This window comes from Vibrio casei, assembly GCF_002218025.2.
Lineage (GTDB): Bacteria > Pseudomonadota > Gammaproteobacteria > Enterobacterales > Vibrionaceae > Vibrio > Vibrio casei.
On record NZ_AP018680.1, the window covers coordinates 2,440,117 to 2,462,699 of the forward strand.

Below are 22,583 nucleotides of genomic sequence, written 5' to 3' on the forward strand. Positions count from 1 at the left end.
ATCATTATTCATACCGTTCTAATATTCATGGTGGTTTTACCGTAATATTTTTATTAGTCTGCCTTAATCCAATGCTAAAAAGGATGATTTAAAATAAAAAAAGCTGCGATCCTAGAGAATCACAGCTTTCTTATATCTATTAATGAAAAATGAGATTATTTAATCACGAACATAAATAACATGGCCGTCATCTTCTTCGTCATCCCAATCATCGTCATCATCTGAATCTTCCGTAATCACATTTTTGCCACTCATGGCATCTTTATGATAATCATCCCACTTAAAGTCGACTTTATCATCTTCAACAATGACTTCTTCTTCCTTAGGTAGATTTTCCATAAACTCAGCAAGCTCAAAACTCAGCTCTTTGGTACCCAATTTATTTACGGCTGAAATTTTGGCAGTATGACCTTCCCAACCTAGCGCATCGATGATCTCTTGGATCTTCTCATCCGCTTCTTCTTCTGTTAGAAGATCCACTTTATTAAAAATTAACCAACGTGGCTTCGCCGCGACTTTTTCACTGTACTGTTCTAATTCATCAATGATAGTCAGAGCATTTTCAATTGGATCTGAGCCGTCAATAGGAAGAAGATCGACCATATGTAATAACACACGACAACGCTCTAAGTGCTTTAAGAAGCGAACCCCAAGGCCAGCACCTTCTGCTGCCCCTTCAATCAAACCTGGAATATCGGCGATCACAAAACTGCGCTCAGCGCCAGCACGAACCACCCCAAGACTTGGGATCAATGTGGTAAATGGATAATCAGCCACTTTTGGCTTCGCTGCCGATACCGCACGAATAAAGGTTGATTTCCCCGCGTTTGGCAAACCAAGCATACCGACATCCGCAAGTAATAGTAGTTCTAGACGCAATTCACGTACTTCACCTTTGGTACCCATTGTCTTTTGGCGTGGTGCACGATTCACTGACGATTTAAAACGTTGGTTACCTAAACCATGCCAACCACCTTTGGCGATCATGATTTTCTTACCGTGCTCAGTCACTTCTGCAACAACTTCATTAGTATGAATATCAACAGCACGAGTCCCAACCGGTACTTTAATGGTTTTATCCGCACCACGTTTACCCGTACAGTTACCACCACCACCATTTTTACCACGTTCCGCTTTATGGAAACGTTCAAAACGGTAATCGACTAGTGTGTTTAAGTTCTCGTCGGCTTGCATGTAAACATCACCGCCATCACCGCCATCACCGCCATCAGGGCCGCCTTTTTCAACAAATTTTTCACGCCAAAAACTAACAACGCCATTACCGCCATCACCAGCTTCTACTTTTATGGTTGATTCATCAACGAACTTCATTTGCTACTCCACCTGCATATTGGCAAGTTATTATGAGTGTAGACCACAGACTGTAAATCCTAGTATATATTGTCGAAGTCTAGGGTCTAGGGTCTAGGGTCTAGGGCCTATTATATAATCTTGTTATAAATAAAAAACCCCGCCATAAAGGCAGGGCTTTGAATTCAATTGTAAACAGAAACTTATGCAGTTTCGATGCTTACGAACTTACGGTTCTTAGGACCTTTAACTTCAAATTTAACTTTACCTTCAGATAAAGCAAATAGAGTATGGTCTTTACCGATACCAACATTGGTTCCAGCGTGGAATTTAGTACCACGTTGACGAACAATGATGTTACCTGCTAGAACAGATTCGCCACCAAAACGCTTAACACCTAGGCGTTTGCTTTCTGAATCGCGACCGTTATTAGTAGAACCACCAGCTTTTTTATGTGCCATGTTACTTCTCCTTCGAAATAAGCTTTAGATTAAGCGCTGATGCCAGTAATTCTGACTTCAGTGAACCACTGACGGTGGCCCATTTGCTTACGTGAATGCTTACGACGACGGAACTTAACGATTTTAACTTTATCGCCACGACCGTGCTTAACTACTTCCGCAGTTACTTTACCGCCAGCAACCAGAGGTGCACCAATAGTGATTTCCTCACCATTAGCAACCATAAGAACTGAATCAAACTCAACGTTTGCACCAGTTTCTACGTCCAATTTTTCTAAACGAAGAGTTTGTCCTTCGCTTACACGGTGTTGTTTACCACCAGATTGGAAAACAGCGTACATATTTTACTCCGCTTTTTCCGCACAGCATCATGTTAGTTATTTTAAACATATCAGGTGTGCGCTTAAACTTGTCATCAATAGGGCGCAGATTCTACTTGAGAGCCTACCCTTTGACAAGATAAATATTAAAAAAAATGGCGAAAAGATCATCGCCTGATTAAAGTGCGTTAATGATGCCGTTTACACTCGTGTTTATCAATGTTTTTTAGTGTAGAATCGGTCATTATTTTTATTATTTTGGCCACACTGGGCCTATCTCTGCTGGAAGAACAATGGATTTTAAAGCTATCCAGGCGCTAACTGCCGACGACATGGTAAAAGTGAATGAAACCATTCACGCCCAACTTAATTCTGAAGTTAGTCTAATTAATCAGCTTGGCTTTTATATAGTCAGTGGGGGAGGAAAGCGTCTACGCCCCTTGCTAGCGCTGCTTTCAGCCAAAGTGTTAGGTTATCAAGGAAAAGACCATATTACCGCAGCAGCATTCGTTGAGTTCATTCACACAGCGACATTATTACACGACGATGTCGTGGATGAGTCGGATATGCGCCGAGGCAAAGAAACGGCTAATGCCGCTTTTGGCAACGCTGCCAGTGTTTTGGTTGGTGACTACATTTACACTCGTTCATTTCAGATGATGACCAGCCTTGGATCCTTAAAGATCCTCAAGCTAATGAGTGATGCTGTTAACGTGATCGCAGAAGGCGAAGTTCAACAATTAATGAACTGTAATGATCCTAATACGACCGAAGAAAGTTACATGCAAGTTATCTATTCTAAAACGGCTCGTTTATTTGAAGCTGCCACACAGATTGGGGCTTTATTAGTCGATGCGCCAAAAGAAACTGAAGTGGCACTGCAAAACTACGGCAAATATTTAGGTACAGCTTTCCAGCTAATTGATGATGTGATGGATTACACATCGGATGGTAAAGAAATGGGCAAGAATGTCGGTGATGATCTTGCCGAAGGTAAACCTACCCTACCACTCCTTTATGCGATGCGTAACGGCACGCCAGAACAATCAATCATGATTCGTAATGCCATTGAGCATTCAAATGGAATGGAAAAGCTTGATGCCATTATGGATGCGATGCATCAAACAGGCTCACTTGAATACACGACTAAACGAGCAGAAGAAGAAGCGGATAAAGCCATTGCAGAGTTAGCGATTATTCCTGACTCAGAATACAAAGAAGCCTTAGTGACACTGGCGCATATGGCCGTTAATAGAACCAAATAAATCTGAAAACGCACTCTTTCTTCTAAATGAAACAAACATAAAAAATCCCGTTTTGTTCGCTACAAAACGGGATTTAATTTAAATAATAAAATAATTATTGTTTGTTATTTTACAAACTCTTCGCCTAGTGCAATATCACTTTTCAGTGTATCTAACATGCTATCAAATGCTTCTTTTTCAAAGTCACTTAACTCACCAAAACTTAAGATTTCTTCTACGCCTTCTTTACCTAAACGAATCGGTTGTGCGAAGAAACGAGCATGCTCGCCGTCACCCTCAACATAAGCACATTCAACAATACCTTGCTCACCCTGTAGAGCTTTCACTAAAGACAAGCCAAAACGATAAGCAGCCTGCCCCATAGAAAGTGTTGCAGAACCGCCACCTGCTTTTGCTTCAACGACTTCAGTACCCGCGTTTTGAATGCGCTTCGTCAGTGCTGCCGTTTCTTCTGCAGTAAATTCCACACCTTGAACTTGTGAAAGTAAAGGAAGAATCGTTACCCCTGAGTGCCCACCAATAACAGGTACTTCAAGACCATCAAGTGAAACCCCTTTCAGATCAGATACGAACGTTTCAGAGCGAATCACATCAAGAGTTGTAATACCAAATAAACGACGCTTGTTGTACACGCCTGCTTTTTTGAGTACTTCTGCCGCAATTGGCACGGTCGTGTTAACAGGGTTAGTAATAATACCAACACAAGCATTAGGACAAGTGACCGCAATTTTTTCAGCAAGCGATTTTACGATCCCAGCATTAACATTAAAAAGATCGGAACGATCCATACCTGGCTTACGCGCAACACCAGCAGAGATCAGTACCACATCGGCACCTTCAAGTGCAGGTGTTGGATCTTCACCTGCATAACCTTTAATAGAAACAGGCGTTGGGATATGGCTTAAATCGGCAGCAACGCCTGGCGTTACTGGCGCAATATCATATAAAGCAAGATCTGAGCCTGCAGGAAGTCCATTTTTAAGCAATAAAGCGAGTGCTTGTCCAATACCACCAGCGGCACCAATCACAGCTACTTTCATTAGCCTTTCTCCTTTGACAATCAATTTATTGTTATTAACGTATATTTAGGTCTACAACCTAGATTGAAATTAAAGTTACAATATCTCCATATTAATTACAATTGGATAACTTCAGCTTTGAGATATTGCACTCACCCAATTGAAAATCAGAAATAAAACACAACCTTACAGAATTCTTTGTGATTATTATTAATTCAGTCATTTAGAATAAATTATCTAAAATTTGACGTAACTACTTGGTGATTATTGCTCATCTATGCGAAAATAATGCAATTATATGTATGAGTAAAAGAAACCATTATGCGAAATAGTGACAAACAAGATCATTTAGTCCGCTCATTTAAAGCTCTTCTAAAAGAAGAATGTTTTGGCTCTCAAAGTGAAATCGTGGACGCACTACGAGAAGAAGGATTCGATAATATTAATCAATCCAAAGTATCGCGCATGCTCACCAAATTTGGTGCCGTGAGAACTCGTAACGCTAAAATGGAGATGGTTTATTGCTTACCCGCAGAACTCGGTGTTCCAACGGCTTCAAGCTCGCTAAGAGAGTTGGTATTAGATGTTGGCCATAATAATGCGTTAGTGGTCATCCACACGGGCCCAGGCGCGGCTCAGTTGATTGCTCGCTTATTAGATTCATTGGGGAAATCGGAAGGTATTTTAGGTGTGGTTGCCGGAGATGATACCATTTTTATCACTCCAACATTAAACATTACCACCAAACAGCTTTTTGACTCCGTTTGCGAATTATTTGAATACGCAGGCTAGTGACTAGCACCCCCGAATAATGCTATGCCAAAATTATCGCCATAACGGCTATATCATCACGTCATTTAAGGACTAATCTTGAATGACGTGAAGACCTTCTCACTTTTCTCCTTCACGATTACAATTGTCTACCCCAATGCCATACTTACCTTTAGTATAGCTAAGCAATATATAGTTAACTTCAAGTAATATTTTATGCCTATGGATTTGGTATAAAATACTATCCAGTTAGTGTCATCCTGATCAAAATATTGCAATGATAGATATCATCGCCTAAATGGCACAAGGACGTTTACATGATTTTTATTTCATTTTTGTCTCGCACCTTTTTTAACCTTACTACAGTCTTACTTTTACTCTTCTCCTGCACGACTCAAGCAGAAGAAAGAGTCTATATCACAATCGGAACAGGCGCAGTAACTGGTGTTTATTACCCTGCTGGTAGCTCCATTTGCAAGCTAATTAATAAAGGTCGCCTAAAGCACCATATTCGCTGCTCAGTGGAATCTACCGCAGGCTCAGTCGACAATATTAACGCATTACGTATGGGTAAAATGGATGCCGTTATAAGTCAGTCAGATTGGCAATATCAAGCATTTAAAGGTAACTCAGATTTTAAGTCTGACTCTCCCTATACCAATATGAGGGCTTTATTCTCACTGTATAGCGAGCCTTTTAATATTATTGCTAGACGTGATTCTGATATTCAAAACATTCATGACTTAGAAGGAAAACGCGTCAATATAGGCAATATTGGTTCAGGCGATCGCGCAACTATTGATATGCTCATGAAACAATTTTCTTGGACAAACAAAAGCTTTTCTTTAGTCACTGAATATACAGGGGCGGGTCGAGCTCAAGCGTTATGTGATAATAAAATTGATGCTTTTATTTCAATCATTGGCCATCCTAACGCCTCAATAAAAGAGGCGACAACTGCCTGCCAAGCACGGCTAGTACCAGCAACAGGGAAACACATTGATCAACTCATCAATCAACATCCTTACTACGCTCACACATCGGTACCAGCCAATCTTTATCTGAATAATGATAAAGACATACAAAGTTTTGGTATGTTATCGGTTGTCAGCGTGGATCGTTCACTATCCGATGAGGTAGCTTATCAGATCACCAAAGCCGTCTTTGAAAATTTCGATACCTTTAAACGATTACACCCCGCTTTTTCATTGTTGAAAAAAGAGAACATGATCAAAGATGGTATCTCTGTTCCGTTACACACAGGTGCAATTCGCTACTATAAAGAAGTGGGATTACTGTGATTCACATATCGCATCAAACACAAGGATTCAACAAGGCTTAAATGCTTCTTAACATTCAAGCCATTGAAAATATTATTTTTAACCAACGATCCTATTTTGCGAAATACCTTGTTGGAACTTCTCAATATTATCCATCAGAATATGACACAATGTTTGAATTGAAGAATCACTTCCCCAAGCCACATGAGGGGTCAGTAATAAATTCGGTAAATCCATATTCGCAATTAAAGGGTTCGATTCATCAGCAGGTTCTTGGATAAATACGTCACAACCTGCGCCAGCAATTTGCTTCATTTTCAATGCTTCGACTAAATCAGCTTCATGTACTAGCCCACCACGACCAGCATTAATCAAAATGGCACTGGGCTTCATTTTTTCAAACTCAAGCTTCGCAATTAAATGACGAGTTTCATCATTGAGTGGACAATGCAAAGAAATCACATCCGCCGTTTCTATCACCTTATCAAAAGCCATATAGCCTAACCGTGCAGGGGTCACCCCTTTACGCTCAGCAAAGACGACCTTCATACCAACTGCTTTAGCCAATACAGCAACTGCTTGTCCAAGGCTTCCGCTTCCTATTACACCTAAAGTCGCACCAGCAACATCGGTAATCGGATGTGTAAAAAAGCAAAACTGTTTTTTCTTTTGCCATTCACCAGCGGCAATATCTTGATGATAACCAACTAAGTTTCGCTTTAAAGCAAACATCATAGCCATTACATGTTCAGGCACCGAGCGCGTGCCGTATCCTTGTACATTCGTAACCACGATATTATGTTCTCTGCAGTAATCCAAATCAACATTATTGGTTCCTGTTGCCGCCACCGCAATCATCTTTAAATTTGGCGCTTGAGACAAAACCTCAGCAGTAAGCGGAACTTTATTGGTAATAACAATATCAGCCGAATGAATGCGCTCGACAACCTGTTCAGGTGGGGTTAAATCAAACTGTTGCCATTGATGTTCAAAAGTCAGATTCGGAATATTGATATGTTCTGGAATGGTCGAGACATCAAGAAATACCACCGTCGGTTTGCTTGGAAGATGCGTAGGCGTTAGGGGCATGTAGAATCCTTTTCAGCAATCAATTGAATGAATTAAGATGATACTAATGTTTTATAATCTGGCAGCTCACTTACAGGCATAAAGTGTTGCAAAATTTGCGCGTCGGCGTCGAGATAAAAATCACAAGGCACAAAAGTTGTCGCTAATTGATTATCCTTTGGATGATAAAAACTCAGCTCAGCAGAATGCAATTGCAGCCGTTCAGAGTACTCGAACGCCTCTGGAGTCGCATAAAATTCATCACCAACAATCGGATAACCAAGCGCCATCATATGCACTCGTAGTTGGTGTGAACGCCCTGTGATTGGCAGTAAGCGAACTATGGTCGTCTGCTCTTCTCGCGCCACTACTTGATAACGCGTTAAAGAAGGCTTGCCATCTTGGTGACACACTTTCTGCCTAGGGCGATTTGGCCAATCACAAATCAGCGGTAAATCAATCTCACCTTGGTCGTGCTCAACACTTCCCCACACTCGCGCATAATAAATTTTATGAGTGAGGCGATATTGAAATTGCTTCTTAATGTGACGTTCTGCTTCTTTAGTTAAAGCAAATAGCATCAAACCAGAGGTCGCCATGTCTAAACGGTGTACCACCTCAATATTCGGATAGCTTTCACGTAGGCGACTCCAAATACTGTCGTAATGTTCTTCTAAACGGCCAGGAACCGATAATAACCCTGCCGGCTTATTCACCACCAAAATGTGCTCATCTTGGTAAATGATATCAGTCCAAGGATCGGTCGGTGGAAAGTATTCAAGTAGAGCCATAGGGTTCCTAAGGAGTGGATTCGTAAACTCTAGTCTTTCCGGTTGAGAGCCTGAGCCTACGATAACAATATGGAAAGTGTCGCGCCCAGCGAAAAAGCTAGGAGCGACTCTTTTTATTATTGATGCGCAACTACAATCAAACGCAACGAATCCAACTGTAATTGAGCGGTTTCAATGTAATTCGATAGTGTTTCTATTTGCTGCTCAATCGCCGTAATTTCTTCATCACGAATATTGGGGTTAACCGCTTTTAAAGCCAATAAACGTTCTAATTCACCATTAAGCTTGTGTTGCATTTCGACATTCGCATCCTGTCGCACGTCGTCCAGTTTAGGTAATACCGCCTGCTCAGCTTTTTCAATCAAAGCATGTATTTGATCTTGAACTGAACTGGCGACTTTACTTGCCATGTGGCGGTTAATCGGACTTAACTGACGGTTAAACGTATCAAATGGTACCTGTTCAGATAATTCATTCCCTTTACTATCCATTAATAAACGAATTGGCGTTTTTGGCAAGAATTGGTTAATGCCACTGCGCTTTGGCGCTTGAGCATCCACTAAATAAACGAGTTCTAAGAACATAGTGCCCACAGGTAACGCTTTATTTTTCAATAAAGATACGGCATTAGTGCCGACATTTTCACTGAGTAACAGGTCGATACCACCTTGGATCATTGGATGCTCCCAACTCATAAAGTGCATATCTTCACGAGAAAGCGCAGTTTCACGATCAAAAGTAATCGTGGCGCCTTCATACGGCAATCCAGGATAACTTGGTACCATCATGTGTTCTGATGGCGTCACGACTAAGGCATTGTCACCCTTGTCATCTTGGTTCAAACCTATCGTATCAAAAAGGCCTAATGCAAACGTCACCAGATTCGTATCATTGTCACCGCTGGCGATGGTTTCTGTTATTTTTTGCGCCTTTTCACCACCGTTAGAATGAATTTCAAGTAAACGGTCACGGCCTTGTTCCAACTTAGATTTCAGTTTTTTATTTAATAACGCTGACTCTTCAACTAAATGATCCAGTTCGGCCATCTCGCCCGATGCCAATATCGAGACCAATTGTTCAGAATATTGATCGTAGACAGAACGGCCTGTTGGACAGGTCTCCGCAAACGCATTCAAACCTTGGTGATACCAGTGAGCCAAAATTGATTGCGCTGAATTTTCTAAATGCGGAACGAAAATTTCAATGTCACGAATTTGGCCAATACGATCTAAACGGCCGATACGTTGTTCTAGTAGATCCGGGTTGAATGGTAAATCAAACATCACCAACTGATTAGCAAACTGGAAGTTACGTCCTTCAGAGCCAATTTCAGAACAGATCAGTACTTGCGCACCACCTTCTTCTTGAGCGAAGTAAGCGGCTGCTTTATCGCGCTCAAGAATCGACATACCTTCATGGAATACCGTGGCTCGAATACCTTCACGCTCACGTAAAGCTTGCTCTAATTGCAAGGCGGTAGAGGAGCGTGATGCGATCACTAAGATCTTTTCCGAGCGTTTTTCTAATACTTTATCAATAAGCCAAGTCACACGAGGGTCAAACGTCCACCATGAAGTCTTATCGCCTTCGAGATCTTGTAAGATCTCTTCTGGGTACAAGTTTTTCAGCGCTTGAGTTTGTTCAGGAAGATCACCATCCATCATCTTAGATACACGCATCGCTCGAGTGTATTGCTCAGGCATTGGCATTTCTAACATGTGTACATGGCGCTCCGGAAAACCTTGAATCGCTGCACGAGTATTACGGAACAATATGCGCCCAGTACCATGACGATCCATTAAGTTATCAATCAATTCTTGGCGAGCTAAAGTTTTCTGCTCAATATCAAATTCAGTTTGTGAACTGCACCCATCTAGAATTCTAAATAGAGGCTCGGCGTCTTGCTCTGACAATAATTCAGTAATGCTATTTTTTTGATCGTTAGTAAGCGGCTTACCAGACTCTAAGCTCGCTACCGCTTCAGCCACTGGTGCGTATTGTTGCTCTTCTTTCACAAACGTTGGGTAATCAAAAAAGCGATCAGGATCAAGTAAACGTAGGCGGGCAAAGTGACTTTCATGACCCAGTTGCTCTGGGGTTGCCGTCAGAAGAAGTACTCCCGCAATTTTCGCGGCCAAGCCTTCAACCATCTCATATTCACGGCTTGGTGCATCGACGCTCCACTCTAAATGATGCGCTTCATCAACCACGAGTAAATCCCAATCAGCAGCCAAAGCCTGATTGTAACGCTTTGAATTCTTTTTCAAGAAATCCAGCGAACATAATACATATTGCTGGGTATCAAATGGGTTTAACGCATCCGCTTGAGACTCAAGGCAGCGTTCCTCATCAAACACCGAAAAATGCAGGTTGAAACGACGCATCATTTCCACAAGCCATTGGTGCTGCAATGTTTCAGGCACCACAATTAAAATACGCTCAGAACGACCACTCAATACTTGCTGATGAATAATCATGCCCGCTTCAATGGTTTTTCCTAGCCCTACTTCATCGGCCAGTAATACACGTGGTGCATGACGACGGCCAACTTCATGTGCGATATAAAGCTGATGAGGTATTAATCCCGCCCGCATACCACATAAGCCACGCATGGGGCTTTTATGTTGCTGATATTGATTAGACAGGGCGTTATAGCGCAATACAAAATTATCCATACGATCAATTTGACCGGCAAATAACTTATCTTGAGGTTTGTTAAAACGAATTTGATGGTTCAGGAAGACTTCTCGCAACTCGACATTGCTTTCTTCGCTATCTTGACGAGTACCTATATAAGTAATCAAATCATTTTGCACATCAACGCCATCAACTTTTAACGACCAACCTTCTTGGCTTTCAATCACATCACCAACATTAAATACCACACGTGTAATAGGCGCATCGTTTCGAGCATATAACCGATTTTCTTCAGAGGCTACAAACATTAAGGTGACCGTTCGTGCATCCAAAGCCACAACCGTTCCCAATCCTAAATCACTTTCCGTATCACTAATCCAACGTTGACCTAACGCAAATGCCATGTAATTGACTACCTCTGAAACTGAACTCTATTAAGATATATTTTAGTGGGTTGTCGACTGCTTTTCTCGTAAAAAAGAACAAAAAAGCAAAAGAAATATCTTATTTAGAATCCCACAAAAAAGCCGCATATCTTACTGTATGCAAGGTTAGATATCACGATGAATTGCATTAAATTTGTGAGCTGACATAAAAGTGTCAATATTTAACCGTTATTGTAGAGCTGAAAGAGAAAATCTTTCATATACTCATAGAGAACACGGTAAATACTCACTGTCACGCTAACAAACAGGCGCTGAAACATGAATATTTTAGTGTTTTAAAAATAGAAGGGTTTGATCGTTATGTAGCTGCACGCTACCGACACACTCGATAGCGTTAGGTTAAGGAACAGGATAAGCGCCTTAACATAGCAGCCACCTCTGGCTATTAAACTGCAGTCATCTTCAAGAACTGCTAGCCTTCCGCACTGCGGAAAAAAGGAGACGCTATGGGCGCAACCGAAAAGACGCTAACCAACAATACATCACACGCACATCCATCCCATACACCACACGATAAAACATCGCGTAAAATCTTTGTCCTTGATACCAATATTCTTTTGCATGAACCCCACGCTATCTATTCCTTCCAAGAGCATGATGTCGTCATTCCAATGACGGTATTAGAAGAACTTGACCGTATAAAAGATAGCAAACGAGATGTGGCTCGTGATGCGCGAGTCGCCATTCGCGCACTAGAAGCGATTTTCCATGATGCCACTCCCGATGAAATCTCTCAGGGTATTCCTTTTGCGAAAGACAACCATTCGACCGGAACCATTTCAATACTGGCCGATTTTGACATCCAAGACAGCGATAAAGCCTTTGCCGACAAAGCGGGAGATAATCGTATTCTAAATGGTGTCATCGCCTTGCAAAACCGCCGAGCACCACGGGAAGTCGTGCTGATAACCAAAGACATCAATATGCGTTTGCGAGCCAAAGGCGCAGGCGTTTTATATGTTGAAGATTATCGCACCGATCAACTGATTGATGACGTTCAATTCCTAACTAAAGGTTTCACTGAGTACAAAGGAAGCTTTTGGGATAACTTTAAACAAGTAGAAAGCCAAACCACAGGCAGTAAAACCTTTCACATGGTCGACAGAGAAGGGCTGGAACCGACATTTATCAACCAATATTTGATCGATGAAGACACCGACTTTGCCGGTCGAGTTGAAGAATTACACCCCACGACGGCGAAAATAAAAGATCTCAGTCGTGAACGTTTAATGCATCGACAAGCTTGGGATATTCGCCCCAAGAACGTCTATCAAGGCATGGCAATGGACGCCCTGCTTGATCCGGGGATTGATTTAGTGATTTTAACGGGCGCAGCTGGTAGCGGTAAAACAATGCTTGCGATGGCGGCTGCACTTGAAATGACGATTGAAAAAAAGATGTTTGATAAAATTATCGTTACTCGTAATACTCCTGACATTGGCGAAGCCATTGGTTTCTTACCCGGAACCGAAGAAGAAAAAATGATGCCTTGGCTGGCAGCGATAACCGACACACTAGAAGCCTTACACAAAAATGATCATTGCACCGAAGGTTCACTCAAATACATCTGTGATAAAGCCAATATTCAATTTAAATCGATTAACTTCATGCGTGGTCGCTCGATTCAAAATGCTTTTGTATTATTGGATGAGTGCCAAAACTTAACCGCCTCACAAATAAAAACCATCATCACACGATGTGGAGAAGGTACAAAAATTGTGTGTTCGGGAAATTTAGCGCAAATTGACTCAACTTACCTAACCCCGGTCACTTCAGGGTTAACCTATATGGTAGAACGTTTTAAGAACTTTGAAGGCAGCGTCAACGTGCACTTAAATGGTGTAGTGCGTAGCCGTTTAGCTGAGTTTGCAGAAGAAAATTTATAGCCAGTGAATCAATAAAAGCGAGAAACAATGAAGGTGTGCACACGGTACGCCTTCGTTGTCTACCTTTCTATTTAGATTTAATTATCATTAAAATTTATTTTATAAAACTAAACAATATTGGTATCAATCCTTCTATTCCAGATAAAATGTCAAATCCCCCCAAATAAGTCAGAATAAAATTTCATATATATACCTAAAGTAATTGGAATTGCAGTGAGGCGACAAGTCAATGAGACCCCATGAGCATAGCTCGTCTATGACGTTTTTATAAAATATAAGGGGTGGATAAACGCAGTCAACAAAGCAGCAACTTCAAGTATTAGGGATATATGGGGGATTTTACATTTTTATCGCTAGCCGGAGTCATTATGTCTTTAGAAATACGTAACATTCTTAACGGATTTGCTCAATTCGTCTTTTTAGCTTTTTTAGTTACCTTGCCAATCATTACATTAAGCATTGATTTTATTTATTTAAAACAAGGCCTATCAGAAAATTCCATGACAGAATACCTACAAGAAATTCTGTTATTACTGACCACTCTTTCTTTTGCTTACACCGCTTACAAAGATCCTTCTACTCGTCATTTCTGTGTTTTACTGACCGGCTTTTTTGCTTGTATGTTTATCCGTGAATTGGATGGACTATTTGATTTGATTTTCCATGGTTTTTGGGTTATCCCAGCAACCTTAGTGGCGCTTTTTTCCATTATTTTTGCACTACGCAATAAACAACAAGCATTAAGCACTTTTTCTTGTTTCGTTCAAAGCCGCCATTTCATCACTTTAAATTTAGGCATGGCGTTATTATTGGTGTTCTCTCGCTTATTTGGAATTGGCGAATTATGGGAAGGCATATTAGGTTCAAATTACGATAGAATCGTAAAACGTGTCGCCGAAGAAGGTTTAGAAGTATTAGGCTACACCATTATTTTCTATTCAGCGATGGGATACCTATTTAGCTTTTTGGCGTGGTCTAAACAAGCCGAAGGTGACAACTATTCTGATTTCATCGAACAAAGAAATCTTTCGTTAAATCAACGTTCTTCTCGTTAATACAATATATTTTTGTTCTAATAAAAGGCAAGTGGTTAACTATCTCACCACTTGCTTCCACCATCCCGTGATTCAATTAATAGCCACTCGCTTTAATAAATGCGGCTAAATGGGCATTAGTATGTAATTGATCTAAATTCGACATCCTACCACTCTCACTCACCTTTCCTTGCTCCATAAAAGCAAAGTGCGTCGCGATTGCTTTGGCATCCGTTAGATGGTGGGTCACCATCAATACCGTGACTTCACGTTCTTGGGCAAGCTTTGCCACCAACATCAACATTTCTTCACGTAAAATGGGATCCAAGGCTGAAAAGGGCTCATCCAGTAACCATATAGAATGAGATTGAACAAAACACCTTGCCAATGCTACTCGTTGACGTTGTCCACCAGATAGCTGCTCAGGAAGTCTATCGAGCAATACTTCTAATCCCACTTGTTTGGCAGCTTGTTCAATTTTCTGTCGATGCTCTTTGGTTAACTTCAGCCCAGGGTGCAATCCCAAACCAATATTTTGACGCACCGTTAAATGGCTAAATAAATTATGCTCTTGAAATAACATGCCCAATGGGCGTTCATGAGGCGCAAAGCCAACCACCGAAGATCCAAACACACAAATATTGCCTTGTTTAGGTTCGATAAAACCGGCAATTAAACTCAGTAAAGTGGACTTGCCTGACCCACTAGGCCCCATAAGTGCAGTAATTGAGCCTTTCTCGACCGCGAGATCAAAGTGGAATGTTTCCTCTTGGTAATCATAAATGACTTGTTGTATTTCTATCGCTAAATCAGGCATGCATCACTTCTTATCGGAAAATAAAATGGTTAGTGTTAACGACTGCCACGCTTGAAGACAGATTCAATTAACGCAAAACATAATACGCTAAACAGTAATAAACATAAGGATACGGCAGCGGCGGCTGGCATTTGGTAACTGCCTAGTAACTGAAATAAGTATAAGGGTAACGTGGTAAAAGATTGGTTACCAAATAAAGCCACCGCGCTTAAGTCTCCCATTGAAAACATAAAGCTTATCGAAAACGCATGTGCAATCGGTTTATTCAACGCTCGCCATTCCACCAAACGAAAACGCGTCCAACCTTTCATTCCCAAGCTTTGGCACAAAAACTGGTACTGTTGCGCTGTTTGCAACATCGGCTGAGACAAGGTTTTAATGATGTAGGGCAGTGACATTAAACTGTTCACTAAAATCACAACCCAAAAAGCCAGACTAAAGACATCAACCTGATTGCGTAGCAGCAAAAATAACCCTGTACTGACCACGATCCCCGGCGTCACGAGGATGATCGTACCCATCAGCTCTAAGCGACCAGCTCGATGAATCAAGCCTTTTAAATGCCAAGCTCGGCTGGTAAACAAAATGGCAACGCCCATCAATAACGAGAGCGTGCTCGCCAAAGTAGCCACTTTAATAGAGGCCGCTAAAGCCTGCCAAAATCGTTCATCTTGCAACACGGTTAACGACTTAGGATTAAGCCCCTGCCAAACCACCATGAATAAAGGCGGCAGTACTAAAATCATGGCAGCAATAATCCACACTCCATCCCAAATTTTTGCCCTTTTAGTATCAGATAATAATGCTAAACGTTGTTGAGCTCTCATAGTTGAAGCTGGCAGTACTTTCGTCAAGCGTAATAAGGTTAAGCTTAATACACCGCACAACACCATTTGCCATAACGCCAAAATGGCACCAGCTTGTAAATCGAAATCAAACTTAATCGCTTGATAAATCGCCAGCTCAATAGTGGTCGATTTAGGCCCCCCTCCCAATGCCATCACCGTAGAAAAGCTCGTAAAGCACAACATAAAAACTAAGCCGGCCACCTGAGGCAATTGCTGGCGCAGTCGTGGCCATTCAACTTGTCGAAATTTTTGCCAATGGGTCATGCCTAAATTAGCACAGAGTTTATGTTGCTCATTCGGAATAGATTCTAAAGAATGCAATAATAAACGGCTAGCATAAGGCAAGTTAAAGAACACATGAGCTACCAAGATTCCATTTAAACCATAAATAGAAAAAGGTAAGCGTGCATCAAAGGCTCTAAAGGCATCCGCCACCACCCCACTGTTACCCAAAATAGCCAAAATACCAAAGACCCCAACTAATACAGGTAACACCAAAGTCGACGCAAAAATCTTCAACAGCAGATTTTTACCTTTAAATTCACGACGAGATAAAGCATGTGCAACCGGAATGGCAAAACCAATACTCAGTAATGTTGAAAAGAAAGCTTGATAGAAGCTAAAAAAGGTAATGTGGCGGTAATAAGGGTCAGAAACGATCCAACCCAGATTTAAGGTAGGGGCGTGCTGAATGAGCGCACCCACTGTTGAGCTCACAAATAAGCCAATCGCCACCGCAACTGCAATGCCTAATTTAGGTACGGCAACATTAACCACAATGCATTCCTATAGTTAAGCTTGCCAATGACACGTTCAAATAATGAAACAAAACATTTATTGTGATAACGCCATTTGCCATTCACGAGTCCAGCTTTTCAGCTGTTTCGCCACAACTTGAGGATCAAGTGATAACATTTTACTTGGTAGTGTTAGCTGATCATAACCTTTTGGCAAAGCAATATCAGTCACCGGGTACATCCAATTTCCAGTCGCCATCACCGATTGAAAATCGTCAGTTAAAATAAAATACATAAACTCATCCGCCAATTTTTGATGCTTAGAGCTTTTCATTTTAGCGGCTAACTCAATTTGCGCATATTGACCTTCGGTAAAATCAGCGGCGGCGTATTGCTCATCATTTTCAGCAATAATATGATAAGCCGGTGAAGTGCTGTAAGACAAAACCATATCACTCTCCCCTTTTAAAAACATAGGGTAAGAATCAGACCAACCTTTACTGACAGTCACGGTTTTTTTAGCTACTTTTTGCCAAGCATCCGCAGCATTGTCACCGTATACCGTTTTCATCCAAAGCAACAGGCCTTGCCCCGTAATTGAAGTACGCGGATCTTGGTAAATAATCGTGAAATCATCACGATCAACTAACTCTTTTAAGCTTTTCGGTGGATTTTTCATCTTGCTTTTGTTGTACACAAAAGCAAAATAACCGTAATCAAAAGGAACAAAATAGTCGCTGTTCCATCCTCCCGGAATCGTAACCTTTGAAGTATCAACATTATGTTTTGCAAGTAATCCCGTTTCTTGCGCTTGCGCCATGATGTTGTTATTTAACCCTAACACCACATCCGCTTTAGTATTTGAGCCTTCTAAACGAATACGACTAAGTACCGATCCACCATCATCTAATGCCACAAAGTTCAAGACACAACCACATTGGCTTTCAAATGCTTGCTTAATCTTAGGCCCTGGCCCCCAATCTGAAGTAAATGAATCATAGGTGTAAACGGTTAGGGTTTCTTTCTCAGCAGAGATAGCCGTAGTTGAAAAAGCCATCACGTAAGGTAATGTGAGAGCGGTCAGCCATTGGGTTGTGAAGTTCACTAGATGAATCCTTATTTAGTGAGCGGCACAGGGGGGAGAAAAGGAAGAAGAATCCTGACTCAATTCCTACGCCAGCATTATCTGGTTCAGGTTCACGGGTCTCTTAAAAGATCTCAGCCAAATCCGTCATTGATTTAGCACCCCGATGAGTATTAATGAACGTGATTGTATTGAGTTAACCGTTAATAGGCCAGAGATTAACACTAAAAATGATAAGCATAATTCATTTTAATCTCGTTGATCATAACCCCATCGAGGGACCAAACCTTGCTCAACACCTAAATGATCAAGGATTCGTGCCACCATAAAATCAACCAGATCATCAATGGATTTTGGTTGATGATAAAACCCAGGTGCAGCCGGCATGATCGTAACCCCCATTTGGGAAAGCTTATGCATATTTTCTAGGTGCAATGTCGAAAATGGTGTTTCACGAACCACCAGCAATAATTGTCCGCGCTCTTTCATTACCACATCGGCAGCCCGTTCAACCAGATTATCGGACATGCCATGAGCAATCGAGGCAACACTGCCTGCAGAGCAAGGGCAAACGACCATTTGTTTTGGTGCTGCAGAGCCCGAAGCCACTGGAGAAAACCAATCTTCCTTGCCACACACAATCAACTTTTCACTATGACCATTTAGATGTTCAACTAATGCTTTTTGCGCAGCCTCTGGACCACTCGGTAACTTCAAGCCATGCTCAGTTGCCATCACGACACGAGCAGCAGAAGAGATCAACAAATACACCGTATAGTCAGCCGCCAATAAACACTCTAGCAAACGTAAACCATAAGGCGCACCAGAAGCGCCCGTGAAAGCTAGGGTTATTCGCTTTTTTGCAGATTGAGACATATGAATTTCCTCAACAAAGAATGATGATTTAGAGTGAAAAGATCATAGTGATCTATTTACTTCCCATGATCTATTTGCTTACGATGATCTTTTTGCTTCTAAAGCCGTTAACAGCTTATTGTGGATCCCTTCAAACCCACCATTACTCATTACCAAAATTTTATCCCCACTTTCGGCTTGAGCCACAATGTGTGCCACAAAACTATCAATATTGCTATCCACATAGCTTGGTTGTGGACATTGGTCAGCAATGTCTTGCACCGACCATGAAATATTCTTCGGTTGGTACAAACATACTTCATCGGCGTGTTGAAATGAAGCGGCTAGCGTTTGCTTATGTACGCCCATCTTCATGGTACTAGAACGAGGTTCAAAAACGGCAATAATTTTACGGTTTCCCACCTTATTACGTAAGCCTTCTATCGTGAGATCAATAGCGGTAGGATGATGCGCAAAATCGTCATACACTGTAATCCCATTCACCTCACCTTTTAATTCTAATCGACGCTTTGTGTTAATGAACTTCCCTAGGGCTTCACAAGCGAGATCAGCGGTCACCCCAACATGACGAGCCGCCGCAATCGCCATTAACGCATTATTAACATTATGATCACCCACAAGATCCCATTTTACAGTCCCCGATAATGCACCATCTAAATAAACGTCAAAATGACTACCATCTTTTGCCAATTTACTCGCTTTCCAATGACCATCATCACCAATATGCTCCAGTTCACTCCAGCAACCCCGTTTAATCACCTCTTCCAAACCAGAGTCATTCGTTGGCGTTAAGATCCTGCCGTTTCCAGGCACAGTTCGGACTAAATGATGAAATTGACGCTTAATTGCTTCTAGATCGTCGAAAATGTCAGCATGATCAAACTCAAGGTTATTCATCACCAACGTGCGAGGATGGTAATGCACGAACTTTGAACGCTTATCGAAAAAAGCACTGTCGTATTCATCGGCTTCCACCACAAAAAATACGCTTTCACCTAATCGAGCTGAAATACCAAAATTACCAAGCACCCCTCCAACTAAGAAGCCTGGAGCATAACCGCAATCTTCTAAAATCCATGCCAGCATGCTTGAAGTCGTGGTTTTTCCATGTGTTCCAGACACCGCTAACACCCAGCGATCATGTAATAAAAACTCTTGTAGCCATTGAGGGCCAGAGGTGTACTTTAGATTGTTATTTAGAACATATTCAACACAAGGATTACCACGACTCATGGCATTACCAATCACGACTAAATCCGGTGCAGGGCTTAGTTGGCTTGGATCAAAGCCTTCAATTATTTCAATACCTTGTGATTCAAGCAATGTACTCATCGGGGGATAAACATTGGCGTCACACCCCGTCACTTTATGTCCGAGTTGTCTTGCGAGTACCGCAGCTCCACCCATAAAAGTGCCACAAATACCAAGAATATGAATATGCATAACCGTCGTTCCTGCTCCATCAGCGGAGGTTGAGAATGTATCAAATAAATGAGGGTGGAATAGTAACGTAAAGCAGACAAAAAGTATGGTTAGAATTTAGTAAGCTATCATTTAAAGAACCGTTGTGACCTCACACTTTGTGAAATTTCACAAGTTACTTCATTACCATTAAAAAGTTTACCAATTTACAATTCGTTAAAACCTAATACACCTCTAAACAAGGTATTGTTTCGCCTAACGACACATAAGGATCAATCATGTCGACCATGCGCACACTTGGTGAATTTATTGTAGAAAACCAACATCATTTCCCTCACGCCAGTGGTGATCTTTCATCCCTTCTCGGCTCAATTAAATTGGCGGCAAAAATCGTCAACCGAGAAATCAATAAAGCAGGTTTAGTAGACATTACTGGAGCAGCCGGAGCTGAAAACATTCAAGGTGAAGAACAACAAAAACTCGATCTTTACGCGAATGACAAATTCAAAGCCGCATTAGAAGCTCGAGATCAAGTCTGTGGTGTAGCAAGTGAAGAAGAAGATGAAGCCGTTGCATTCAATAAAGATCTAAATAAAAACGCCAAGTATGTGGTATTGATGGATCCATTAGATGGCTCATCTAATATCGATGTAAACGTTTCAGTCGGAACTATCTTCTCTATTTATCGTCGTGTTTCACCGATTGGCAGCACCCCAACCCAAGAAGATTTCTTACAACCGGGCAATAAACAAGTGGCCGCTGGTTACATTATTTATGGTTCATCCACCATGTTGGTTTATACCACGGGTAATGGTGTCCATGGCTTCACTTATGATCCTTCGCTTGGCGTATTTTGTTTATCACATGAACAGATGATGATCCCACAATCTGGCACCATTTATTCCATCAATGAAGGCAACTACATTCGTTTCCCAACAGGAATAAAAAAATACATCAAATATTGCCAAGAAAATGTGCCAGAAGAGAAGCGCCCTTATACTTCACGTTACATCGGTTCATTAGTCGCCGACTTTCACCGTAACCTATTAAAAGGTGGCGTGTATTTATACCCAAGCACAGAGAGCCACCCAAATGGCAAGCTTCGTCTTTTGTATGAATGCAATCCTATTGCCTTTTTAATGGAACAAGCAGGCGGTAAAGCCAGTGATGGTAAAAATCGTATTCTTGATCTAAAACCAACAGAATTACACCAGCGTGTGCCATTTGTGGTTGGTTCTCCTATCATGGTCAATAAAGTCGAAAGCTTTTTAGAGCAATACCCAGAATAATATTTAATCTGAACTCAGAAGAAAGAGGAGGCGTTGGCTTCCTCTTTTGTATTATCAAATAGACACATCCATCAAGGGAACAAATTTCCTTCGCATATTTATCTCATTCACTTTACAAACCCTTCACAACTCACGTTATAATCATCACGTTATTTTATTATCCAATTATCAAAACTTAGGAAGGAAGCCTCATGAGCTTAAACAACGTCCCTGCTGGTAAATCACTACCAGATGATCTCTATGTCGTGATTGAAATCCCAGCAAATGCTGACCCAATTAAATACGAAGTTGATAAAGACAGCGGCGCCGTATTTGTTGACCGTTTCATGTCTGCACCTATGTTCTATCCATGCAACTACGGCTATGTAAACCACACGCTTTCTTTAGATGGTGACCCAGTAGATGTATTGGTTCCAACACCATTTCCATTGATTCCAGGTTCAGTTATTCGCTGTCGCCCAGTTGGCGTTTTAAAAATGACGGATGAATCTGGTGAAGATGCAAAAGTGATCGCGGTTCCACACAGTAAGCTGTCAAAAGAGTACGATCATATTCAAGATATCAACGATGTACCTGCTTTATTAAAAGCACAAATAACTCACTTCTTTGAGCGTTACAAAGATCTTGAAGAAGGCAAATGGGTAAAAGTAGACGGTTGGGAAGATGTTGCAGCAGCACGCCAAGAAATTTTAGAATCTTTTGAGCGCGCTAAAAAATAACCCTGCCATAAAAAGACCAATGATAAATTGCCCCCAATTGTTGAGTAATCAACATTGGGGGTTTGTTATAACAGCACTACATTCGGCTACCATTATATTGAGTACTTGAGGCCATGTAGTTTTGGCCGAATTGCGGATTAACCTCATCACAGATGCCACGGTAAGTTTGTCCTGAAGAAGCTAACCATGATGGATTTTGGCTACAATACTGTTTTTGCCCAATCAAGTAACCTTGGTGATAAGCATCGGCAGCGGCAGCATTAAGCTCCATAAGTCCACTTTTTTTCTCTAAATCCTGTTTAGAATATTCAACAAAACCTTGATTAGCTTGTTTTTCTCCATACGCCTTCCATGCTTGGACATTACTAGTATCTGGCATATCGTGTTGCGATGCACAACCAGCTAATACCACCAGTATGAGTATTAAAAAGAAACTTTTCATCGTTATTCTCCTTATATTGAAATAAGTACTTTGTGATTACTCGTCACTGAATAGTCAATA

The 22,583-nt window shown here is 41.3% G+C and carries 20 protein-coding genes and 1 riboswitch; of the genes, 7 read left to right on the plus strand and 13 right to left on the minus strand.

From position 1 onward, the window contains the following. Positions 1–159: 159 nt before the first annotated feature. The 3 genes from cgtA to rplU form a co-directional block, all read right to left on the minus strand. Entirely contained in the window at positions 160–1,332 is a 1,173-nt protein-coding gene (gene cgtA / locus VCASEI_RS11375; RefSeq protein ID WP_086962024.1) for an Obg family GTPase CgtA, read from the minus strand. A 182-nt stretch (positions 1,333–1,514) separates the two neighbouring features. Further along, positions 1,515–1,772 (minus strand): 50S ribosomal protein L27, encoded by a 258-nt coding sequence (gene rpmA, locus VCASEI_RS11380; protein WP_017026335.1) that lies wholly within the window; start codon positions 1,770–1,772, stop codon positions 1,515–1,517. A 29-nt stretch (positions 1,773–1,801) separates the two neighbouring features. Further along, positions 1,802–2,113, minus strand: a complete 312-nt coding sequence (gene rplU, locus VCASEI_RS11385) for a 50S ribosomal protein L21 (RefSeq protein ID WP_086962026.1) — start codon at positions 2,111–2,113, stop codon at positions 1,802–1,804. A gap of 272 nt (positions 2,114–2,385) precedes the next feature. Between rplU and ispB the strand changes: the two genes are divergently transcribed. Next, on the plus strand, positions 2,386–3,357 hold the full coding sequence (gene ispB, locus VCASEI_RS11390) for an octaprenyl diphosphate synthase (RefSeq protein ID WP_086962028.1): 972 nt from the start codon (positions 2,386–2,388) through the stop codon (positions 3,355–3,357). Positions 3,358–3,461: 104 nt separating this feature from the next. On the opposite strand, the gene mdh is transcribed toward ispB, so the two are convergent. Further along, on the minus strand, positions 3,462–4,397 hold the full coding sequence (gene mdh / locus VCASEI_RS11395) for a malate dehydrogenase (RefSeq protein ID WP_089110771.1): 936 nt from the start codon (positions 4,395–4,397) through the stop codon (positions 3,462–3,464). Between the two features lie 300 nt (positions 4,398–4,697). Between mdh and argR the strand changes: the two genes are divergently transcribed. Then, positions 4,698–5,168: a transcriptional regulator ArgR gene (gene argR, locus VCASEI_RS11400; protein WP_086962031.1), complete on the plus strand. Its 471-nt coding sequence runs from the start codon at positions 4,698–4,700 to the stop codon at positions 5,166–5,168. A gap of 296 nt (positions 5,169–5,464) precedes the next feature. Next, positions 5,465–6,448 (plus strand): TAXI family TRAP transporter solute-binding subunit, encoded by a 984-nt coding sequence (locus VCASEI_RS11405; protein WP_086962033.1) that lies wholly within the window; start codon positions 5,465–5,467, stop codon positions 6,446–6,448. A 78-nt stretch (positions 6,449–6,526) separates the two neighbouring features. Here VCASEI_RS11405 and VCASEI_RS11410 read toward each other — a convergent pair whose 3' ends face one another. The 3 genes from VCASEI_RS11410 to rapA all read right to left on the minus strand — a co-directional run bounded on the left by VCASEI_RS11410 (position 6,527) and on the right by rapA (position 11,327). Next, entirely contained in the window at positions 6,527–7,516 is a 990-nt protein-coding gene (locus tag VCASEI_RS11410) for a D-2-hydroxyacid dehydrogenase (RefSeq protein ID WP_086962035.1), read from the minus strand. Positions 7,517–7,548: 32 nt separating this feature from the next. Further along, on the minus strand, positions 7,549–8,286 hold the full coding sequence (gene rluA / locus VCASEI_RS11415) for a bifunctional tRNA pseudouridine(32) synthase/23S rRNA pseudouridine(746) synthase RluA (RefSeq protein WP_086962037.1): 738 nt from the start codon (positions 8,284–8,286) through the stop codon (positions 7,549–7,551). A gap of 116 nt (positions 8,287–8,402) precedes the next feature. Further along, a complete protein-coding gene (rapA, locus tag VCASEI_RS11420) occupies positions 8,403–11,327 on the minus strand; it encodes an RNA polymerase-associated protein RapA (RefSeq protein ID WP_086962039.1) in 2,925 nt (974 codons plus the stop codon). Positions 11,328–11,815: 488 nt separating this feature from the next. On the opposite strand from rapA, the gene VCASEI_RS11425 reads away from it, so the two are divergent. Beyond that, on the plus strand, positions 11,816–13,255 hold the full coding sequence (locus tag VCASEI_RS11425; protein ID WP_086962041.1) for a PhoH family protein: 1,440 nt from the start codon (positions 11,816–11,818) through the stop codon (positions 13,253–13,255). A 368-nt stretch (positions 13,256–13,623) separates the two neighbouring features. Then, positions 13,624–14,310: a hypothetical protein gene (locus VCASEI_RS11430; protein WP_110957802.1), complete on the plus strand. Its 687-nt coding sequence runs from the start codon at positions 13,624–13,626 to the stop codon at positions 14,308–14,310. 76 nt (positions 14,311–14,386) lie between these two features. On the opposite strand, the gene thiQ is transcribed toward VCASEI_RS11430, so the two are convergent. The 5 genes from thiQ to mpl all read right to left on the minus strand — a co-directional run bounded on the left by thiQ (position 14,387) and on the right by mpl (position 20,094). Continuing rightward, positions 14,387–15,106: a thiamine ABC transporter ATP-binding protein gene (gene thiQ, locus VCASEI_RS11435; protein ID WP_086962044.1), complete on the minus strand. Its 720-nt coding sequence runs from the start codon at positions 15,104–15,106 to the stop codon at positions 14,387–14,389. Positions 15,107–15,141: 35 nt separating this feature from the next. Further along, on the minus strand, positions 15,142–16,731 hold the full coding sequence (thiP, locus tag VCASEI_RS11440) for a thiamine/thiamine pyrophosphate ABC transporter permease ThiP (RefSeq protein WP_086962046.1): 1,590 nt from the start codon (positions 16,729–16,731) through the stop codon (positions 15,142–15,144). Positions 16,732–16,788: 57 nt separating this feature from the next. Continuing rightward, positions 16,789–17,748, minus strand: coding sequence for a thiamine ABC transporter substrate binding subunit (gene thiB / locus VCASEI_RS11445; RefSeq protein ID WP_089110791.1), 960 nt, complete (start codon positions 17,746–17,748; stop codon positions 16,789–16,791). A 94-nt stretch (positions 17,749–17,842) separates the two neighbouring features. Next, positions 17,843–17,951: riboswitch (TPP riboswitch) on the minus strand. A gap of 73 nt (positions 17,952–18,024) precedes the next feature. After that, complete coding sequence (locus VCASEI_RS11450) at positions 18,025–18,651, minus strand: flavin prenyltransferase UbiX (protein WP_089110770.1); 627 nt, start codon at positions 18,649–18,651, stop codon at positions 18,025–18,027. 78 nt (positions 18,652–18,729) lie between these two features. Beyond that, complete coding sequence (mpl, locus tag VCASEI_RS11455; RefSeq protein ID WP_086962050.1) at positions 18,730–20,094, minus strand: UDP-N-acetylmuramate:L-alanyl-gamma-D-glutamyl-meso-diaminopimelate ligase; 1,365 nt, start codon at positions 20,092–20,094, stop codon at positions 18,730–18,732. Positions 20,095–20,351: 257 nt separating this feature from the next. Here mpl and fbp point away from each other — a divergent pair, with 257 nt between their 5' ends. Together fbp and ppa are read left to right on the plus strand one after the other, a co-directional pair. After that, positions 20,352–21,362 (plus strand): class 1 fructose-bisphosphatase, encoded by a 1,011-nt coding sequence (fbp, locus tag VCASEI_RS11460; RefSeq protein WP_086962053.1) that lies wholly within the window; start codon positions 20,352–20,354, stop codon positions 21,360–21,362. Positions 21,363–21,553: 191 nt separating this feature from the next. Next, positions 21,554–22,081 carry an inorganic diphosphatase gene (gene ppa / locus VCASEI_RS11465; RefSeq protein ID WP_086962055.1) on the plus strand — a complete coding sequence of 176 codons (528 nt, stop codon included), beginning with the start codon at positions 21,554–21,556 and terminating at the stop codon, positions 22,079–22,081. Between the two features lie 76 nt (positions 22,082–22,157). On the opposite strand, the gene VCASEI_RS11470 is transcribed toward ppa, so the two are convergent. Then, positions 22,158–22,523 carry a DUF2799 domain-containing protein gene (locus VCASEI_RS11470; protein WP_086962057.1) on the minus strand — a complete coding sequence of 122 codons (366 nt, stop codon included), beginning with the start codon at positions 22,521–22,523 and terminating at the stop codon, positions 22,158–22,160. Positions 22,524–22,583 lie beyond the last annotated feature (60 nt).

Coding starts and splice junctions, on each gene's coding strand:
- cgtA (WP_086962024.1), bottom strand. CDS start 1,332: ATGAAGTTCGTTGATGAATCAACCATAAAAGTAGAAGCTGGTGATGGC.
- rpmA (WP_017026335.1), bottom strand. CDS start 1,772: ATGGCACATAAAAAAGCTGGTGGTTCTACTAATAACGGTCGCGATTCA.
- rplU (WP_086962026.1), bottom strand. CDS start 2,113: ATGTACGCTGTTTTCCAATCTGGTGGTAAACAACACCGTGTAAGCGAA.
- ispB (WP_086962028.1), top strand. CDS start 2,386: ATGGATTTTAAAGCTATCCAGGCGCTAACTGCCGACGACATGGTAAAA.
- mdh (WP_089110771.1), bottom strand. CDS start 4,397: ATGAAAGTAGCTGTGATTGGTGCCGCTGGTGGTATTGGACAAGCACTC.
- argR (WP_086962031.1), top strand. CDS start 4,698: ATGCGAAATAGTGACAAACAAGATCATTTAGTCCGCTCATTTAAAGCT.
- VCASEI_RS11405 (WP_086962033.1), top strand. CDS start 5,465: ATGATTTTTATTTCATTTTTGTCTCGCACCTTTTTTAACCTTACTACA.
- VCASEI_RS11410 (WP_086962035.1), bottom strand. CDS start 7,516: ATGCCCCTAACGCCTACGCATCTTCCAAGCAAACCGACGGTGGTATTT.
- rluA (WP_086962037.1), bottom strand. CDS start 8,286: ATGGCTCTACTTGAATACTTTCCACCGACCGATCCTTGGACTGATATC.
- rapA (WP_086962039.1), bottom strand. CDS start 11,327: ATGGCATTTGCGTTAGGTCAACGTTGGATTAGTGATACGGAAAGTGAT.
- VCASEI_RS11425 (WP_086962041.1), top strand. CDS start 11,816: ATGGGCGCAACCGAAAAGACGCTAACCAACAATACATCACACGCACAT.
- VCASEI_RS11430 (WP_110957802.1), top strand. CDS start 13,624: ATGTCTTTAGAAATACGTAACATTCTTAACGGATTTGCTCAATTCGTC.
- thiQ (WP_086962044.1), bottom strand. CDS start 15,106: ATGCCTGATTTAGCGATAGAAATACAACAAGTCATTTATGATTACCAA.
- thiB (WP_089110791.1), bottom strand. CDS start 17,748: ATGGCTTTTTCAACTACGGCTATCTCTGCTGAGAAAGAAACCCTAACC.
- VCASEI_RS11450 (WP_089110770.1), bottom strand. CDS start 18,651: ATGTCTCAATCTGCAAAAAAGCGAATAACCCTAGCTTTCACGGGCGCT.
- mpl (WP_086962050.1), bottom strand. CDS start 20,094: ATGCATATTCATATTCTTGGTATTTGTGGCACTTTTATGGGTGGAGCT.
- fbp (WP_086962053.1), top strand. CDS start 20,352: ATGTCGACCATGCGCACACTTGGTGAATTTATTGTAGAAAACCAACAT.
- ppa (WP_086962055.1), top strand. CDS start 21,554: ATGAGCTTAAACAACGTCCCTGCTGGTAAATCACTACCAGATGATCTC.
- VCASEI_RS11470 (WP_086962057.1), bottom strand. CDS start 22,523: ATGAAAAGTTTCTTTTTAATACTCATACTGGTGGTATTAGCTGGTTGT.